Genomic DNA, 18,434 nt, shown 5'->3' with positions numbered 1-18,434 from the left:
CCGCACGGTAGTGGACCCCAACACCGGCGAGACCATCACCCGCAATGAGAGCCGCGACGCAGGCATCTGAGATTTCCCCGCACCCACTAAGCGGCGCGGAATCCAACGACCCGGAAGCCGGGCCGGACCTCGAGGTCGGGCCCGGCTTCCGCCATCCGGGTCCACAACCACCCCAAGCGCAGCACATGCCCAGCCCCCGCAGCGGCCCCTGGACATATCCCCCAAGTGCCCACTCCCCGGCCCGAACACTGGACATGTCCCCCGGCGCCCGGCCCGAACACTGGGCATGTCCCGCGGCGAACGCCCACCCTTCTGCGTTCATGTGGTTTTTCATTGACAAACCAACAAGAACAAAGATAAAGTCAAACAATTCCACTTCATGTGACGGGAGTCACCGAAGCGGCCGGGGCGCATTTCCAGCCCAACGCACGGCAAGAACGAAAGCCAAGTCAGACGCAGTACGCAATGGAGGGTAAGTGTTCGCCGAAGAACGCCAGCAGCTGATCGTGGGGCTCATCTACGCCAGCGGCCGGGCCAGCGTCACGGACCTGGCCGAGCGCTTCAGCATCACCACCGAAACCATCCGCCGGGACCTCGCCGCCCTGGAAGCCTCCGGCAGCGTCCGCCGGGTGCACGGCGGCGCGGTCTCCCCGGACCGCTTCAGCACCACGGAAGAAAGCATCCTGGAACGGACCGTCCAGCGGCAGCCCGAAAAGACCCGGATCGCCGAGGCCGCCCTGGCCCTCATTCCCCAGGGCCTCACCGGCAGCATCCTGATCGACGCCGGCTCCACCACGGAGGCCCTCGCCGAACTCCTGTCCGCCCGGGCCGCCGGAGCCGCCGCACAGGGCACCGTTCCGGCATCTGGGTCCGACGCCGAACTCGTCGTCATCACCCACGCCCTGCCCATCGCGTCCCGGCTGTCCGGCGGACCCGGGATCGCCCTGCACCTGCTCGGCGGCAAGGTCCGCGGCCTGACCCAGGCCGCCGTCGGCCAGTCCACGGTGGAAGCCGCCCGCCGGATCCGCCCGGACATCGCCTTCATCGGCACCAACGGCATCCATGCAGCCTTCGGGCTGAGCACACCCGATCCTGAAGAAGCCGCTGTCAAGGCTGCCTTCGTCCAATCAGCGCGCCGCATTGTGGTGCTGGCTGACTCCTCCAAGCTGGACGCCGAAACGCTGGTCCAGTTCGCCTCGTTGAAAGATCTGGACACCGTGATCACAGACTCGCAACCCAGCCGGGAACTCGCCGACGCCCTTGCGGAAGCCGGAGTGGAGGTGGTGGTCGCGTGATTGTCACCCTCACCGCCAACCCCAGCCTGGACCGCACCGTGGCGCTGCCCGGCCCCCTCCTCCGCGGGGAAGTTCAGCGGGCCATCTCCGTCCGCCAGGAATCCGGCGGCAAGGGAGTCAACGTCTCCCGCGCACTCGTCGCGTCGGGGCTGAAGACAGTCGCCGTTCTCCCCGGCGCCGAGGCCGACCCCGTCCTCACCGGCCTGCGGGAGACCGACGTTCCGTTCGCGGCCCTGCCGATTGGCGAGCCGCTGCGCAGCAACGTGGCCCTCACCGAGCCCGGCGGCGTCACCACCAAGATCAACGAACCCGGACCGGCGCTCAGCGAGGAGCAGCAGGAGGCCCTGATCAGCCTGCTGCTGGACCACGCCCGCGGTGCCGCCTGGGTAGTCCTGGCCGGCTCGCTCCCACCCGGGGTCCCGGCCGACTTCTACGCAACCGTCACCCGGCGGCTGCGGTCCCTGTTCGACGGCGAGGCCGCACCACGGGTCGCCGTCGATTCATCCGGCGAACCCCTCGCCGCAGCGGTCTCCGGCGACACCTCGGGAAAACCGGACCTCTTGAAACCCAACGCCGAGGAACTGGTGGAACTGGCTGCCGCAGCCGGTTTCGCCACGAACAAGTCCGCCGAGGAGCTCGAAGCGGACCCGGAGGCTGCAGCAGCTGCCGCCTCCGCCGTCGTGCGCTCCGGAGTGGGTGCCGTACTGGCCACCCTCGGCTCCAAGGGTGCCGTTCTTGTGACGGCCGACGGCGCGTGGCTGGCCACGCACCCGCCGGTCACCGCGGTCAGCACTGTCGGCGCCGGCGATTCCTCGCTGGCCGGATACCTGCTCGCATCCAGCCAGGGCGCCGCCCCGGTCGATTGCCTCCGTCAGGCGGTGGCCCATGGTGCCGCCGCCGCTTCCCTGCCTGGCTCCACTGTCCCGGCAGTCAACCAAACCACCCCTGATGCCGTAACCATCACGGCCCTCCGGAAGGATTGACAGTGACACAGCTCATTACTACCGAACTGGTCGAGCTCGACCAGAATCTGGGCAGCTCGCCCGAGGACGTGATCCGGCATCTGGCAGGCAGGGTTGCAGCCACCGGACGCGCCACCGAGGCCGAAGGGCTTTTCGCCGACGCCTTCGCCCGGGAATCCAAGACCGCCACGGGCGTCCCGGGCGGCATCGCGATCCCGCACTGCCGCTCGACGGCGGTCACCGAACCCACCCTGGCGATGGCGCGGCTGTCCCAGCCGGTCGACTTCGGCGCCAAGGACGGGCCCGCAGACATCATCTTCTTCATCGCCGCTCCCGAGGGCGCGGACCAGGACCACTTGAAGCTGCTTTCGAAGCTGGCTCGGTCGCTGATCAAAAAGGACTTCACGGCCAGCCTGCGCGCCGCGACCTCCCAGGCGGAAATTGTCGACCTCGTCGACGCCGCCCTGGCGGACAAGCCGGCCGCCCACACCGCTGCCGAAGCGACCGGCGCCGCATCCGCGGCCGGCGCCTCAGCCGCGGCGGCCGCAACCGGTGAAGGTGCCGGCGCGGCGAAGGCCAAGGGGCCCAAGCGCCTCGTCGCCGTCACCGCGTGCCCCACCGGCATCGCCCACACCTACATGGCCGCCGACTCGCTCGTCGCCGCGGCCAAGGAAGTCGGCGTGGACCTGCAGGTCGAAACCCAGGGATCCTCCGGCGCCAAGGCCCTCGACCCCGCCGTGATCGCCGCCGCCGATGCCGTGATCTTCGCCGTGGACGTCGACGTGCGCGGCAAGGAGCGCTTCGCCGGCATGCCGGTGATCAACGCGCCGGTCAAGCGCGGCATCGACGAACCGGACAAGATGGTCGCCGAGGCTCTCGCCGCCGCGGACAACCCGCACGCCCACCGCGTGCCCCACTTCGGCGCCGAGGAGCAGGCCGAGATGGCCGCCGAGGAAAAGAGTGAGCACATTGGCACGAAGCTGAAGAAGGCCCTCCTGACCGGTGTCAGCTACATGATCCCGTTCGTGGCTGGCGGCGGCCTGCTGATCGCCCTCGGCTTCCTGCTGGGTGGCTACAACATCACCGCCTTCGCGGACAAGATCCTGGCGGAGAACAGCCTCACGAACTTGCCCACCGCGTACCCGGAACTGGCCTGGGGCCCGCTGGGCGCCTACCTGGGGGCCGTGCTCTTCAAGATCGGCGCCCTGTCCCTGGGCTTCCTCGTACCCGCGCTGGCCGGCTACATCGCCTACGCCATTGCTGACCGGCCCGGCATCGCCCCGGGCTTCGTTTCCGGCGCCGTTGCCGTCTTCATGGGTGCCGGGTTCCTCGGCGGTATCGTGGGCGGCCTGATCGCCGGCTACGTGGCCCATTCGATCGGCAAGCTCAACGTGGCCCGCTGGCTGCGCGGCCTGATGCCGGTGGTCGTTATCCCGCTCGTGGCGTCGCTCGCGGCGTCGGGCCTGTTGTTCGTGTTCCTGGGCGCTTACATCGCCCGGGTCACTGTCGGGCTCAACGAGTTCTTGTCCGGCCTCACCGGTGCCAGCGCCATCGCCCTGGGCGTCATCCTGGGCCTGATGATGTGCTTCGACCTCGGCGGTCCCGTCAACAAGGTTGCCTATTCCTTCGCAGTCGCCGGCCTGGGCGCAGCCTCCATCACCAACCAGGCCCCGTGGCAGATCATGGCGGCCGTCATGGCCGCCGGCATGGTCCCGCCGCTGGCCATGGCACTGGCCGCGACCGTGCTGAACAAGAGGCTCTTCAGCCTTGCGGAACAGGAAAACGGCAAGGCTGCCTGGCTGCTGGGGGCCTCCTTCATCACCGAAGGCGCCATCCCGTTCGCCGCCGCGGACCCGCTCCGCGTCATCCCCGCCAGCATGCTCGGCGGCGCCGTGACCGGTGCCATCTCGATGGCGGCCGGCGTGGGCTCGAAGGCCCCCCACGGCGGAATCTTCGTCTTCTTCGCGATCGATTCGTTCCTGTGGTTCTGCATCGCCATTGCGGCCGGTACCGTTGTCGGCGCCTTCGCCGTGATCGGGCTCAAGCGCTGGGCAGTCAAGAAGCCGGTTGATACGGTGGAAACGGTTCCCGTAGCCGCCTGAACCAGGACGCTTTTCCCAGCAGATACTCACAGCTGACAAACACCCAAGCTGACTTCAAGGAGCAGAAATGACCGAACGTAACGCCACCATTGCCAGCCGGGTCGGGCTGCACGCCCGTCCGGCCGCCATCTTCGCCGAGGCTGCAGGCGAGTTCGACAACCTCGAGATCACGATTGCCCGGCTGGGCGAGCCCGAGGACGAGGCGATGGACGCCGCCAGCATCCTGTCGCTGATGAGCCTTGGCGCATCGCACGGCGAAGTTGTGGTGTTGCGTGCCGAAGGTGAAGGCGCCGACGCCGCACTTGACCGCCTCGTGCAGATCCTTGAGACGGATCACGACGCCGAATAGCCTCACCTTCCGGCCCCGCGCCGGAACACCGGCAGCTTCAGTTGGCCCGGCCGCCCCCCGATCAGGGGCCGGCCGGGCCTTCGCGTTGCCTGCCGCTTTGCCTGGCGGCGGACCGTCAGGGCAACTTTTATAAGGGGCCTTAGCAAATGCTTGTCACGGCCCCGCGGCGCGGCTAGTTTGGAATCCCCGACGGCACCGACCGCGGGCCGCCGCCCATGTGGTTCCCGGCCGAAGGAGATGATCGCGCAGCCATGCCAACGAAGAAAGGCGAGCCCCAAGGCTCAGAGAGCCCCAGCATCAAGGACCCCGAGCTCTATGAGAAGTTGCTCGAGGACGGCGCCTCCAAGCAAAAAGCCGCCAGGATCTCCAACGCCGCCGCCAAGCGGGGCCGTTCCTCGGTCGGCCGCAAGGGCGGCAAGGCCGGAGACTACGAGGACTGGACGGTGCCGCAGCTGAAGGCACGCGCCAAGGAGATCGGTCTCAAAGGCTACTCGGCCAAGAAGAAGAGCGAGCTCATCTCCGCCCTGCGGAACTCCTGATTAACGTGTACGACGGCGCCGGCCGGCATCCGGGCTCAGGCACGCTTTCGCGCCGTCTTCGACGCCGTCACTTTAGGCGCCGCTTCAGTCTTGGAAGCCGTCGCTGCCTTGGAACCAGTCGTGGTTGCCGCCGTCTTGGCGGCCGTGGATTTAGTGCCTGTGGACTTGGCTGCCGCCGTCGTGGCGGAGGTCCTCGGGGCGGCCTTGGCAGCAGAACCGGAGTCCCCGGCAGGAGTCTCCGCCGGCCCACCGCCGCGCTTTTTCTCGATGCTGCGCTTGAGGGCTTCCATCAGGTCGATAACTTCGCCCTCGCCGGCCTCGGCGGGGGCGCCGAAGGTCTCCTCCGTGTCCAGCGACTCCCCCTTGTCCAGCTTGGCCTCAATCAGCTGGCGCAACTGCTCCTGGTAATCGTCCGTGAACTGGTCCGGCTCAAAGTCGGAGGCCATCGAGTCAACCAGGGCCGCGGACATCTCGCGTTCCTGCGCCGAGATCCGGATGGAGGTCTCGAGTGCGGGAAAGCTGGCCTCGCGGACCTCGTCAGCCCACAGCAGCGACTGCAGCACCAGGACCTCGTCACGAATCCTCAGCGCGCCAAGCCGGGTCTTGTCCCGCAGCGCGAACTGCACAATTGCCACCCGGTCCGTGTCCTCGAGGGCGCGCCGCAGCAGCACGTAGGCCTTGGGCGACTTGGAGTCGGGTTCAAGGTAGTAGCTCTTTTCAAACATCATCGGATCGAGCTGGTCGACCGGAACGAACTGGACCACTTCGATTTCGTGGCTGTTTTCCGCCGGGATGGACTTGAGCTCGTCGCGCGTCAGGACCACCGTGCGGCCGTCGTCCTCGTAGGCCTTGTCGATGTCCTCGTAGTCGATGACCTTGCTGCAGACCTCGCAACGGCGCTGGTAGCGGATCCGGCCGCCGTCGGCGTTGTGGACCTGGTGGAGGCTGATGTCGTGGTCCTCGGTGGCGCTGTAGACCTTGACCGGCACGTTGACCAGCCCGAACGCTATTGCGCCTTTCCAGATGGCTCTCATGGATCAAGTGAACATCACAGTTGCGCGGAGGTGAAGGGTTTTGCCCAACGGTAAGGAACGCGTCCGCGTGGACGGGCGCGAACTGGTGCTCACCAACCTGGAAAAAATCATGTACCCGGAGACGGGCACCACCAAGGCCGACGTCCTGGCCTACTACGCCGCCGTCGCGCCGGTGCTGATCCCCGCCGCCCGCAACCGGCCGGCCACGCGCAAGCGCTGGGTCCACGGCGTCGGGACCGCCGATGCCCCCGGGGAGATGTTCTTCCAGAAGAACCTGGACCATTCAACCCCCGGCTGGGTGCCCCGTGCCGCCATCACGCACAAGGACCGGACCATCCAATACCCCCTGGTCAATGATCCCGCCACCCTCACCTGGCTGGCCCAGATCGCGGCCCTGGAGATCCACGTGCCGCAGTGGCGGGTTGACTCCCACGGAAACGCCATGCCGCCCGACCGGCTGGTGCTGGACCTGGACCCGGGCGAAGGCGCGGGACTTGCGGAGTGCGTGGAGGTGGCCAGGCTGGCCCGCACCATCCTGCAGGACGTTGGCCTGGACCCCGTGCCGGTGACGAGCGGCAGCAAGGGCATCCACCTCTACGCGGCCCTGGACGGGTCCCAGAGCTCGGACCGGATTTCCGACTTCGCCCGCGAACTGGCCCGCTCGCTCGAGGCAGACCACCCGGATCTCGCCGTCAGCGACATGAAAAAGACCCTGCGCACGGGCAAGGTGCTGGTGGACTGGAGCCAGAACAACGCCGCCAAGACCACCATCGTGCCGTACTCACTGCGCGGCCGGCTCCGGCCGACGGTGGCCGCCCCGCGCACATGGCGGGAACTCAGTTCCGCGTCCCTGCACCAGCTGGATTACCAGGAGGTGATGAAGCGCGTCGCAGCCGGCCAGGATCCGTTCGCCGCGGTTTCCGGCGGCCGGCACGGCGCCGGAGCCCCGGCGGCGCACGCGCCGGACCGCCAGTCGGACCACCGGCTCAGCGGACGGGCCGAAATCCCTCCCGAGCCGGCCGGCGACGGCGGCGACACCGATCCGCGGCTGGAAAAGTACCGCACCAAACGGGACAGGGCGGCCACTCCCGAGCCCTTCACCGCGGACCGGCACCACGCCGGGGACGACGGTGGGACACGGCAGGAGAAGTTCGTTATCCAGGAGCACCACGCCAGCCGGCTCCACTACGACTTCCGGCTGGAACGCGACGGCGTGCTGGTGTCCTGGGCACTGCCCAAGGGCGTCCCGACCAGCAAAACCAAGAACCACCTCGCGGTCCAGACCGAAGACCACCCGCTTGACTACGCCGACTTCGAGGGTGACATTCCCAAGGGCCAGTACGGCGCCGGGACGGTCAGCATCTGGGACCACGGACACTACGAATGCGAAAAATGGATCGCGGGCAAGGAGGTCATCGCCACCCTGACCGGCGCGGAGGGCGGCGGCCTCGGCGGACCGCGCAGGTTCGCCCTGATCCACACCGGCCGGGCCGATGACCAGTGGCTGATCCACCTGATGGACCCGGCGGCCCCGCAAGGCCGTCCCGGTCCGCGGCGCCCGGCCGGCACAGCGGACAATACGGATAAAGACACCGACGAGGCAGCGGACGACGGCGGGGAGGACGGCTCAGCGGACGGCCGCGGCCACCGCGAGGGCGGAGCGGAAACCGCCGCCGGCAACGAACGTGCCCCCGACGCCTCCGGATTCAGCCCGATGCTGGCCACATCCGGGACCCTGGCGGACCTACCGGAGCTGGACTGGCAGATCGAGCTCAAGTGGGACGGGGTGCGGGCCCTGGTGATCGGCGACGCAACGGCGGTCCGGCTCATCAGCCGCAACGGCATCGACATGTCAGTGAGCTACCCCGAGCTGACGGACCGGTCCTGCTGGCCGGAGCAGGGCTTCGTCGCCGACGGCGAGATCATCGCCGTCGGCCGCTCCGGCCGGCCCGACTTCGGGCTGCTGCAGGGCCGGATGAAACTGAGCAGGGCCGCCGACGTCGCCCGGGCGCAGCAGTCGACGCCCGTGCGGCTGATGCTGTTCGATCTGCTCTTCGACGCCGGCGAGGACCTGCGGCGCCAGCCGCTGAGTGGGCGGCGCCGCCGGCTGGAGCAGTTCTTCCGCCCTTCCGCCGCCCCGGTGGAGCTTTCCGGCGTGATCGATGGCGACGTCGCGCACATCCTGGAAAGCGCCGCCGAGCTCGGCCTCGAGGGGGTCATGGCCAAGCGCACGGACGGGCGCTACGTCGGCCAGCGCAGCCGGTCCTGGCTCAAGCTCAAGGTTGAACGGACCCAGGAGGTGGTGGTGGGCGGCTGGCGGCCCGGGAAAGGGGGCCGCCGGGAATCCGTGGGCTCGCTGCTGCTGGGGATTCCGGACGGCTCGAAACTACGGTATGTGGGCCGGGTGGGCAGCGGCTTCAGCACCCGCGAACTCAAGGAACTCAGGCAACAACTCGACGCCCTGCCACGGAAGACCTCCCCGTTCCGGGACGTGCCGGACGCTGACGCGGCAGACGCCAACTGGGTGAGCGCAAAACTCGTCGGCGAGGTCACCTTCGGAGAATGGACCGGCAGCGGGAAGCTCCGGCACCCGGTGTGGCGCGGCTGGCGCCTGGATAAGGCGCCAGCCGACGTCGTGGCAGACCCTGCCGCCGGCCCCTAGCCGTGTGGGGCCAGCGATGATGGGGCTAGTCGTGGTGGGGCAGCTGCGGACGGCTTTGCCGGTGCATGGCGCCGGCGGCCACCTGCTGGCCCTGCCGCCCGCGGGCGCTGTCGCGGTCCTTGGGGTGCCGCTGCTTACCGCTGCCGTCCGGCCATTGCTGTCCTTGGCCGGGCCCGGGGGGAGCGTGGTGCAGGGCCTCGGGTCCCGGGGCTTCAGCCATGGACTGCGCCAGATGGCTCGCGACCTCGGGCTCGATTTCTTCTCCGAACTGATGATCCGCCATTGATCTTCCTTTCCGCTGTAATTAACCGCTGTGAAATGAAGTGTCCATCAATCGTAGGACTGCCCCGGGGAGATGTCTGTAGCGCCCGCCGTCTGACTTTCCGGCGGCCCGAATCCCGTCGGAAACCCCAGCAATCGAGGGCTGGCGCGGAAAATTTTGGGCCCGGCGCCGCGGGGATGGCCGGTTCCCAGTATCCGCGCGGTGAAAGCGGGCAAAAGAAATTAGTGAATTGCCCTCAATTTGCACCCGAAATGGGCGATCATACGGCACACAACTCGGAAACTCCAGAGAATTCCCGTAAAATTGAAAGCCTGCCCAGAGCGGGGCAGCTACAAGTCGCAAGCAAATGATCTCCCTAGGAGCTTCCCAAATGCCCACAGACCGAAGCATGACCGACTCTTCAGCAGGCGTCATCGACGCCAGCAGAACCAACCAAGGCGCACCCAAGGGTGTGAAGAAACCGAAGCTACGTCGCCGTCGACTCCGCGAGTCCGACGTCAACGTTGTCGATCAGCCGATGCTCAAGAAGGCACTCGGCGGCACCATCGTGGGTAACACCATGGAGTGGTACGACGTCGGCGTGTTCGGCTACCTGATCACCACCATGGGACCGGTGTTCCTGCCGGAGGCGGACAAGTCCGTCCAGACCCTGTTCCTGCTCGGAACATTCGCCGCCACCTTCATCGCCCGCCCCCTCGGCGGAGTCGTGTTCGGCTGGCTTGGCGACAAGATCGGCCGCCAGAAGGTCCTCGCCGCGACCCTGATGATCATGGCCGCCAGCACCTTCGCCGTCGGGCTCCTGCCCGGCTACGCACAGATCGGCATCTGGGCTGCGGTCCTGCTGGTCCTGTTCAAAGTTATCCAGGGCTTCTCTACCGGCGGTGAATACGCCGGCGCCACGACCTTTGTGAGCGAGTACGCCCCTGACAAGCGCCGCGGATTCTTCGCCAGCTTCCTGGACATGGGCAGCTACCTCGGTTTCGCCCTTGGCGCGGCCCTCGTTTCGGTGCTGCAGCTGACCCTCGGCCAGGACACCATGGAGCAGTGGGGCTGGCGCATCCCGTTCCTCCTTGCCGGCCCGCTCGGCCTGATCGCCGTGTACTTCCGGAGCAAGATCGAGGAATCCCCGCAGTTCCAGGCAACCCTGGATGCCCAGGAGAACCTCGCCAAGGACGCAACCGCCTCGGACATCACAGCCTCCAAGGGTCCGGTGGGCATCGTGAAGGCGTACTGGCGCTCCCTCATCGTCGCGATGATCCTGGTCGCGGCGGCAAACACCGCCGGCTACGCACTGACCTCCTACATGCCGACGTACCTGACGKAATCCAAGGGCTACGACGAGCTGCACGGCACGCTGCTGACCATCCCCGTGCTGGTCATCATGAGCCTCTGCATCCCGCTGACCGGCAAGCTTTCCGACCGGATCGGCCGCCGCCCCGTGCTGTGGATCGGCGCCATCAGCACCGTCGTCCTCGCCACCCCCGCCTTCCTGCTGATCGGCATCGGTGAAATCTGGTCCACGCTGGCCGGCCTTTCCCTGATTGCCTTCCCCGTGACGTTCTACGTGGCCAACCTGGCGTCGGCCCTGCCGGCCCAGTTCCCGACGGCCAGCCGTTACGGCGCCATGGGCATCGCGTACAACTTCTCGGTGGCCATCTTCGGCGGCACCACGCCGTTCATCGTTGCCGCCCTGATCAGCGCAACCGGCAACGACATGATGCCGGCCTTTTACCTGATGGCCACCTCGGCCATCGGCGCGGTAGCGATCTACTTCCTCAAGGAATCCGCCCAGATGCCGCTGCCCGGCTCCATGCCGAGCGTGGACACCCAGGCTGAGGCCCGCGAGCTGGTCGCGACGCAGGACGAGAACCCGCTGATCGACCTCGAGCACATGGACATGCCCATGGTCGCACCGGCCGTCGATTCCACCGCAGGGCGCGGGGAAGCCGAGAAAGTCCCGGCCACAGCCTAAGCCTGCCGGTCCGACCGGACCGGCAGCAGTAGTCCAGGCTACGTAGCTGACAGCCCCGCCCTTTGAGGCCTGTTCCGGATGCTTACCCGTTGGGGGACGCATCCGGGCAGGCCTTAGGCGTGTCCGAACCGCTATCAGCACCACCCGGGCGCCGGGGCCCCCGCGAACCCCCGGGATCCGGGGAACCACTGAAACCACTGAAACCACAGGAACCGGAAAGGCGGTTGTGATGTCCCTGCTGCACCACATCCGTTCGCTGCACACCCTGTCCCCGGCCAACAAGGACCACGTGTCGGCTTGGCGGATGGCGATCAGCGTGGCCGTTCCGTCCCTGGCGCTCCTGGCAGCCGGTCGCCCCGAGCTGGCCGGCTACGCCGTTTTCGGCGCGCTGACCGGCATGTACGGCCGCACCGAGCCGCACCAGCTCCGGCTCCGCCATCAAGGCCAGGCGGCTGTCCTTCTGGTTGCCGGCGTAGGAGTCGGCGTCTTCCTCTCGGCCCACCACATTCATTCGTGGGCCCTGGTGATCATTGAGGCCGCGTTCGCCGGCGTGGGCTCGCTGTTCACGGACAAGACTGCCCTGAAACCCGCCGGTCCCTTCTTCGGGATCCTGGCCCTGGGCGCGTGCGCCTCCGTTCCCGCCGCCGCCCCCTGGCACACGGGCCTTCTCATCGCCGCGGGATCGGCCGCGTTCTCCATCTTGGTCGGCTTTGGCGGCTGGTTTGTCGGCCGCACCTGGCAGCGCGGGAGGCGGCGGGACGTCATAATACTGCGCGGGGCAGGGCGCCGGGCGGCGTGGCTGCATGCCGCCCGCTACGTCACCGCTGTCGGCGGCGCCGGCACCCTGGGGGTCCTCAGTGGCAGCGGCCACCCGCACTGGGCCATGGCCGCGGCGGCGGTGCCGCTTGCCGGGGCGGACCTGCCCAGCAGCGTGTACCGCGGCATCCACCGGATTGTCGGCACCCTGATCGGCCTCGTGGTGGTCGCTGCGGTCCTTTTCCCGTGGCCGGGGTCACCGCTGCTGGCCTTCCCCGGGCAGGAGGCCGCCGTCCTGGTCTGCCTCGTGATCGTGTTGCAGTTCAGCACCGAGCTGTTCATGACCCGGCACTACGGCCTTGCCATGGTCTCCTTCACCCCGGTGATCCTGCTGGTCGGACAGCTTGCCGCGCCGGCCGATCCCGGCGTACTGGTGACCGAACGGGCCGTCGAGACACTGGTGGGCGCCGCCGTCGGGATCGCCGTCGTCGTACTGATCCGCCGACGGCGCCTGGCCGTCCGCTGACGTACCCGGCGGCTACTTGGCGCGCCGCGCCGGCCCGGCGACGAGCTTTGAGGGCAGCACCCGCGAAACCGAGGTCAGGACCTTGTAGCGCTTGCTGGGGATCGAGACGGCCTTGCCCTTGGCGTTGTCCGCCAGTCCCTCGCTGACCACCTGCCGGGCCTCGAGCCACATCCAGCGCGGCGTCGCCGTCTTGTCCATCCCCATCCGGTCGTGGAACTCGGTGTGGGTGAAGCCGGGGCACACGGCGGTGACCTTCACCCCGCGCGCCGCATAGGCCATGTTGGCCGAGCGCGAGAAACTCAGCAGCCAGGCCTTCGCTGCCGAGTACGTGCCGCGGGGCAGGAAGGCCGCCACGCTGGCGACGTTGATGATCCTGCCGGACTGGCGCCCGAGCATGCCTTGCAGGGCGGCATGACTGAGCTCCATAGCGGTTTCGACATGGAGCTTCAGGTGTTTCTTCTCCTCGGCAATGTCGTTGTCCTCGAAGGGCCGCAATAGGCCGATTCCCGCGTTGTTGACCAGGATCTCCACCGGCCGCGCGGGGTCACAGAGGCGCGCGACGACGGCGGCAATCCCGGCGTCGTCGGTCAGGTCCGCGGCGATCGTCTCCGTCGCGGTCCCGTAGCTGTTCTCCAGCTCCGCCGCGGTGGCCGCGAGGCGGCCGGCATCGCGGGCCACGAGCACCACGCGGTGGCCCTGCTCGGCGAGCTGGCGGGCGAACTCGGCGCCAAGGCCTGCCGTCGCGCCCGTGACCAGGGCTGTGCTGCCGGATGTAGAGGCTGTTTGAGGGTTCATAGCGACAGCCTAGTCTCGTCCCGGCTCAGGCCAGGGCCGTGTCTTGCGCCAGTTCGTCCCCTGCCGGGTCACCGTCATCGAGCAGGTGGCGGTTCTGAAGCTCTTCGGCCGCAAGCTCGTACCAGGTGTGCGCCCCGAAAGACGGGCTGCTGGTGTCGAGGTGGCGGTAGAGAGCGTCCGCGAGCCGGCACAGCGCCGTGTCGGACAGTGCCCGGACCGTGGCCACAGGATCCAGCGTTCCCTCGAAGTACTCCGAAAGCGCCAGCCCGTCGATGGAGCCAAGGTCGCTGGGGCCGCCGGTTTCCGCGGCCAGCGGGCTGTTGGCCTCCCCCAGCCCGGAGTCGGATCCGGAGCCGGGCCCGACGTCGAGCAGTCCGGCAGCTTCGCTGTCTCCGTTCCCAGCGACGGCGACCGGGGCCGGGCGGTAGTCGGTGTCGAGTTCGGCGAGGACTTCGGCGTCGGCGCCGACGTGCACAAGGCAGATTGGCAGCACCGCCGGCTCGTCGAGGGCGAAACGAAGCGGCCCGGCCTCTGCGGAGCCCACGGCATCGGGAGCGGGCAGGCGTCCGGCATCAGCGAGACGCCGGAGGTCCAGCAGCACCTCAGGGTCCAGGTGGGAGGCGCCGTGGAGGTCGATGACCACGGCGGCGCCCGGTTCGAGGCGGCAGGCGCGGCGCACGATGTGCAGGAGGGCTGCTGCGTCAGACTGCGTAACGCAGCCGGTAATTTCGAGGGTGACCTGTGCGGGATCGACGTCCACCCGGACAAGCACACGCAGTTTATGGTTCATGGGGTACTCCAAAGTCACCTGTCCAAGAGCCAACTGCATAACTCTGGTCAAACTTTACGAGGTTGGTCCGCTGCCCACAAGCGGGCAGGCCCATGACGCCGTTCCGGCCCCCGGGCCAGGCGCTCAGGCTCCCTCGGGGACCCGCTCCGGCCAGTCCACATACTGGTGGTACGACTCATGTTTGCGCAGGTAGCGGTACATGAACGGGCAATTCGGGATGATCCGCTTGCCGGAGGCAACCACGTCATCGAGGGCGAAGTGCGCCAGCACTTTGGCGAGCCCTTGGCCCTGGAACTGCTCTGCGGTATCCGTGTGGATAAAGTCGATATGGCCCGGCCTGTCGATGAAGCGCACCTGGACGGCCAGCTTGTCGCCGACACGGAGTTCGTAACGGTGCAGCTCGTCGTTCCGGGTGGTGGAGACGTCCGGGGTGAAGGTGTCTTCCGTGGTTGCCGAGTTCTCCGTCATGGTTCGACATTGGCACTTAATGGCGGGCGTGGCAATGGCGGTTCCGATCCGCCCTGCCCGTCAGGTGGCGTCGTGAGCCGAACCGGAATCCGGCCCAGGAGCACGACGGCCAGCGCGAAGCAGGCGGCGCCCCCGCCGAGGAGCCCGGGCGTGAGCCCGGTGAGCGCGGCGTTGACTGCCGGGACAAAAACGGCGACGGCGGCCAGCAGCACGGCGGCCGCCGGCCGGCTCGGCGACGGGCCGGGCGCCGTCGGCTGCTCCTCCAGCCTGCCAAACAATGCCACCACCGGCAGCAGCAGGGCGATGACGCCCAACAGCACCAGGGGCCGCCCCCACCACCAGGCCGCACTACCCCCGGGGGGCTGCGGGAAATCCGTCAGCAACAGCACACCGGACATCGCCGCCAGCAGGGGCAGATGCCACAGATAAACAGTCATGGACCGCCGGCCGGCCACGCCCATCATCCGGCGCACCCCGGCCACGGACGCGATCCGGGACAGCACCGGCCGGAAGAGCTGGAGGGCGGCGGCCTGCGAGATGCCCAGGAGCAGCAGCGTCACATTGGGCGGATTGAGGTTCACCAGCATGTTCCCGGAATACAGCCCCAGCAGGACTATCAACCCCAGCAGCATGTTGCTGGCAACCATGATGCCCAGGTGCGCCGGCCGGCCCGGCAGCAGCCGCGGGCCATCCGCCACGATGAATCCGAGCTGCTGCACGGCGCACCACAGGAACAGCATGTTCAGGTATGCCAACAGCGGCAGCACTCCCCGCAGGCAATCGACCGTCACCACCAGGGCGGTGAGGCCGGCGAAGGTCAGCCATGGCGCGCGGGTGTGGAGGGCCGCCAGCCAGGGAAGGTTGAGTTGCGCAGCGAGGTACGCGGCCAGGAACCACAGCGGCATGCCGGCTCCGCTGGTGAGCAGTTCGATGACCTGAGGGTCAACCCCTGCGAGGCGGGCCGCCGACAGGCCAACGAACATGACCGCCAGCAGGACGGCGGCCGGCCGGATCAGGCGCAGCAGCCGGGCCTGCATGAAATCGAAGGCATTGCCGCCCCTGGCGCGGAGCCGGCGCCAGGACTGCAGCCCGGTGATGCCTCCGGCCACAAAGAACAGCGGCATGATCTGGAAGACCCACACCACTGGTTCAAACCAGTGCTGATCGCCCAAGGTGTTCTCGGACGTCACGGTGCCGTCCGGGTGCAGGACGGGACTCACCATCATGGTGTGCGCGACCACCACCAATGCCAGGCAAAAGAAGCGGACAAGGTCGATCACCGGGTCTCGGTCCGGCGTCGGCGCCGGGTCGCCGGCTGGCCGCTGCTGCGCAAGCATGGCACCCCTCGGGAAGGCAGGCTGTGGTGCCATCATTGTCGGGCCGGGGCGCCCTGGCTGCCAGAGCAGTATGGCCCGGATGCGCGCCGGCTGCGGGCCATACTGCTCTGGCAGTCACAGTGTCAGCGCGAGAGTGTGGCCAGGGCTGTGGCCGCGAAGGTCCTGGCCGAGGCATTCCACAGGCCCAGCAGTGCCTGGAGGTTCTCGCCGTCGGCCCGGTGGGCGGTGGTCTGTTCCTCAAGGACCGCCAGGACGCCGGTGCGCAGCTCGGTGTTGAAGTTGACCTTGCCCACGTTCATCGCGGCTGCCTTGACCAGTTCCTCGGCCGGAATGCCGGAGGCGCCGTGCAGGACCAGCGGGATCCGGGTCCGCACGGCGATGTCCTGCAGCACGTCCCAGCGCAGCCGGGGCTCGCCTTTGTACTTGCCATGGACATTGCCCACCGCCACGGCGAGCAGCTGCGCCCCGGTGCGGGCCACGAAGTCTTCCACCTGGGCGGAGTCGGTGAGCCCGGCGGGGGCGTCCGACTCCACATTGCCTGCGGCGTCGCCTGCGTTATCCGCGGCGTCGGTCGCGAAGGCCCGGTCCTCGTCGCCGGCGAGTCCGCCGAGTTCTGCTTCAATGACGACGTCGGCCCGGCCCTGCGCCGCCAGGGCCGCGCGGACGTTCCGGACCAGGGCGATGTTGTCCTCGTACGGCAGCGAGGACCCGTCGACCAGCACCGAGTCGGCCCCGGCACTGACGGCGTCGGCGATCACCTGCGGGTCGGTGGCATGATCCAGCTGCACCGCAATCGGCACCGAGGCTGCGTCGGCGAGTCCGCGGAGGGCGGCGATCAGCCGCAGCCCGTTGGGCGTTGCCGCGGTCTTCGGCGCGACCAGCAGGATGGCGCCCCGGTCGGATTCCTCGGCCGCCCCCACAACGGCGAGCGCGGTGGTGAAGTCGTAACAGGTGAACGCCGGAACGGCAGAGCCTTGCTGCAGGGCGCCGGTCACCAGGGTGTCCAGTTGGGTACGCATCAGGCGCTCAGTCCCCCCACCAGCATCCAGGCGACGAATGTCAGGGCGAAGCCTGCCAGTCCCAGCACGGTGGTGAGCACGGTCCAGGTCCTGAGGCCGTCGGCGACGGTCAGCCCGTAGTAGCGCACAACCACCCAGAAACCGGCGTCGGTCACGTGGGAGAGGCCGAGGGCGCCGAATCCGATGGCGATCACGATCACGGCGGTCTGCGCCGGCGTGTATCCGCCGCCGGCGACGGCGGAGGAGAGCAGGCCGGCCGTGGTGACGATCGCGACGGTGGCCGAGCCCTGGGCTGCGCGGAGGGCGAGGGAGATGATGAAGCCAAGCAGCAGCAGCGGAACGCCGAGCGTGTCGAGGGATTCGGAGAGAGCCTTGCCGATTCCGCTCACCTGCAGGACGCTGCCGAATACGCCGCCTGCCGCAACAACCATCAGGATGGACGCGATCGGAGGCAGCGCGCCTTCGAAGATTTCGCCGGTTTCCGTCAGCGACCACTGCCGGCGGGCGGCCAGGAGGAAGAAGCAGAGCGCAACGGCCACCAGCAGCGCGAAGACGGGGTTGCCCACGAACGCCGCGACGCCGTACCAGAAGTCGTTTTTGTCGATCACCAGGGTGCCGACGGTGCCGAGGAGGATCAGCACGATCGGGGTGGCGATGAGGAAGATGATCAGTCCCGGACGGGGCGGGGCGATGGCTTTGCTGCCTGGGCCCTCGTGGCCAACGCGGACCATGGTGGCGGAGCCGAACTCGTCCACCTGGGTTTTGACGGCCGGCAGCAGCTCGTAGGTCTTGCGGTTCATGATGGACGCGACCCAGTAGGACAGGAAGCCCAGCGGCACGCAGATGGTGAGCGAGATCAGGGCGATCAGTCCGATGTCGGCGCCGAGCACGCCGGCGCCGGCAACAATCCCCGGGTGCGGGGGCACGGCCACGTGGATGGCCAGCATGATGCCGGCCATGGGCAGGCCGAACTTCACCGGGTGGACGTTGGCGATTTTAGCGAAGGCGTAGACGACCGGCACCAGGACAATGATGCCGACCTCGAAGAACACCGGAATCGCGACCAGGAAACCGACTGCGGTGAGGGCCACGGCCACCCGGGTGGCGCCGAGTTTGGCGGTGAAGTGGTCGGCGAGGGACTGGACGCCGCCGGAGACCTCGATCATCCGCCCCAGGATCGCGCCGAGCGCAATCAGGAGGGCGACCTTGCCCATGGTGCCTCCCACCCCGGCGGCCACCACGGTGAACACATCCTTGAGCGGGATCTGCGCGGCCACGGCCACCAGGATGCTGACGGTCAGCAGGGCCACGAAGGCCTGGATCTTGAAGCGGATGATCATCACCAGCAGCAGGGCGACGCCGGCCGCCGCGATTGTCAGCAGCAGCGGAGTTCCCAGCTCCACGGCCGGCTTGATGACGGGCGCGTCGGCGGCGCGCACCATCAGGGAATTGAGCAGGGGGGTCATGAAGTGGTGTCTCCTTTGACAGGAAAGTCGCCCAACGAGTCAGTCGCCGGGAACAGTGGGGTGGGGACCCGGCGACGGC

The 18,434-nt window shown here is 68.2% G+C and carries 16 protein-coding genes; 8 read left to right on the top strand and 8 right to left on the bottom strand.

The window, feature by feature from the left end; genetic code table 11:
* Positions 1-476 precede the first annotated feature (476 nt).
* The 5 genes from AC1D1S_RS11270 to AC1D1S_RS11250 all read left to right on the top strand — a co-directional run bounded on the left by AC1D1S_RS11270 (position 477) and on the right by AC1D1S_RS11250 (position 5,247).
* Positions 477-1,295, top strand: a complete 819-nt coding sequence (locus AC1D1S_RS11270) for a DeoR/GlpR family DNA-binding transcription regulator (RefSeq protein WP_476994466.1) — start codon at positions 477-479, stop codon at positions 1,293-1,295.
* Entirely contained in the window at positions 1,292-2,278 is a 987-nt protein-coding gene (locus tag AC1D1S_RS11265; protein WP_028276591.1) for a 1-phosphofructokinase family hexose kinase, read from the top strand. Before AC1D1S_RS11270 ends, AC1D1S_RS11265 begins: the two co-directional genes overlap by 4 nt.
* A gap of 2 nt (positions 2,279-2,280) precedes the next feature.
* Positions 2,281-4,359 (top strand): PTS fructose transporter subunit IIABC, encoded by a 2,079-nt coding sequence (locus tag AC1D1S_RS11260; protein ID WP_476994465.1) that lies wholly within the window; start codon positions 2,281-2,283, stop codon positions 4,357-4,359.
* Between the two features lie 67 nt (positions 4,360-4,426).
* Positions 4,427-4,708 (top strand): HPr family phosphocarrier protein, encoded by a 282-nt coding sequence (locus AC1D1S_RS11255; RefSeq protein WP_018774864.1) that lies wholly within the window; start codon positions 4,427-4,429, stop codon positions 4,706-4,708.
* A gap of 251 nt (positions 4,709-4,959) precedes the next feature.
* Positions 4,960-5,247, top strand: coding sequence for a DUF7218 family protein (locus AC1D1S_RS11250; protein ID WP_043436005.1), 288 nt, complete (start codon positions 4,960-4,962; stop codon positions 5,245-5,247).
* A gap of 35 nt (positions 5,248-5,282) precedes the next feature.
* Here the strand turns inward: AC1D1S_RS11250 and ku are convergent, their stop codons facing one another.
* Complete coding sequence (ku, locus tag AC1D1S_RS11245) at positions 5,283-6,281, bottom strand: non-homologous end joining protein Ku (RefSeq protein WP_476994464.1); 999 nt, start codon at positions 6,279-6,281, stop codon at positions 5,283-5,285.
* Positions 6,282-6,390: 109 nt separating this feature from the next.
* Between ku and AC1D1S_RS11240 the strand changes: the two genes are divergently transcribed.
* Complete coding sequence (locus AC1D1S_RS11240) at positions 6,391-8,943, top strand: ATP-dependent DNA ligase (protein WP_476994467.1); 2,553 nt, start codon at positions 6,391-6,393, stop codon at positions 8,941-8,943.
* 25 nt (positions 8,944-8,968) lie between these two features.
* Here the strand turns inward: AC1D1S_RS11240 and AC1D1S_RS11235 are convergent, their stop codons facing one another.
* A complete protein-coding gene (locus tag AC1D1S_RS11235; protein WP_028276596.1) occupies positions 8,969-9,226 on the bottom strand; it encodes a hypothetical protein in 258 nt (85 codons plus the stop codon).
* Positions 9,227-9,596: 370 nt separating this feature from the next.
* Here AC1D1S_RS11235 and AC1D1S_RS11230 point away from each other — a divergent pair, with 370 nt between their 5' ends.
* Both AC1D1S_RS11230 and AC1D1S_RS11225 read left to right on the top strand, forming a co-directional pair.
* The gene (locus AC1D1S_RS11230; RefSeq protein WP_476994463.1) at positions 9,597-11,198 is read left to right on the top strand and encodes an MFS transporter; all 1,602 of its coding nucleotides are present in this window, start codon (positions 9,597-9,599) and stop codon (positions 11,196-11,198) included.
* A 229-nt stretch (positions 11,199-11,427) separates the two neighbouring features.
* Positions 11,428-12,480 (top strand): FUSC family protein, encoded by a 1,053-nt coding sequence (locus tag AC1D1S_RS11225; RefSeq protein WP_476942676.1) that lies wholly within the window; start codon positions 11,428-11,430, stop codon positions 12,478-12,480.
* Between the two features lie 12 nt (positions 12,481-12,492).
* Here AC1D1S_RS11225 and AC1D1S_RS11220 read toward each other — a convergent pair whose 3' ends face one another.
* The 6 genes from AC1D1S_RS11220 to AC1D1S_RS11195 all read right to left on the bottom strand — a co-directional run bounded on the left by AC1D1S_RS11220 (position 12,493) and on the right by AC1D1S_RS11195 (position 18,355).
* Positions 12,493-13,275, bottom strand: coding sequence for an SDR family NAD(P)-dependent oxidoreductase (locus AC1D1S_RS11220; protein WP_476994462.1), 783 nt, complete (start codon positions 13,273-13,275; stop codon positions 12,493-12,495).
* A 25-nt stretch (positions 13,276-13,300) separates the two neighbouring features.
* Entirely contained in the window at positions 13,301-14,065 is a 765-nt protein-coding gene (locus tag AC1D1S_RS11215; protein WP_243178346.1) for a hypothetical protein, read from the bottom strand.
* Positions 14,066-14,188: 123 nt separating this feature from the next.
* Positions 14,189-14,533: a GNAT family N-acetyltransferase gene (locus AC1D1S_RS11210; RefSeq protein WP_028276599.1), complete on the bottom strand. Its 345-nt coding sequence runs from the start codon at positions 14,531-14,533 to the stop codon at positions 14,189-14,191.
* A complete protein-coding gene (locus tag AC1D1S_RS11205) occupies positions 14,530-15,870 on the bottom strand; it encodes an acyltransferase family protein (RefSeq protein ID WP_476994461.1) in 1,341 nt (446 codons plus the stop codon). Before AC1D1S_RS11205 ends, AC1D1S_RS11210 begins: the two co-directional genes overlap by 4 nt.
* Positions 15,871-15,992: 122 nt before the next feature.
* On the bottom strand, positions 15,993-16,889 hold the full coding sequence (locus AC1D1S_RS11200; RefSeq protein WP_476994460.1) for a class II fructose-bisphosphate aldolase: 897 nt from the start codon (positions 16,887-16,889) through the stop codon (positions 15,993-15,995).
* Entirely contained in the window at positions 16,889-18,355 is a 1,467-nt protein-coding gene (locus AC1D1S_RS11195; RefSeq protein WP_476994459.1) for a GntP family transporter, read from the bottom strand. The genes AC1D1S_RS11200 and AC1D1S_RS11195 overlap by 1 nt, the downstream gene beginning before the upstream one ends.
* Between the last annotated feature and the right edge of the window lie 79 nt (positions 18,356-18,434).

Source organism: Arthrobacter sp. P1_A5 (assembly GCF_056406825.1).
Note: the sequence above shows the minus strand (reverse complement) of the source record. Positions and strands in the feature narration are given on the sequence as shown.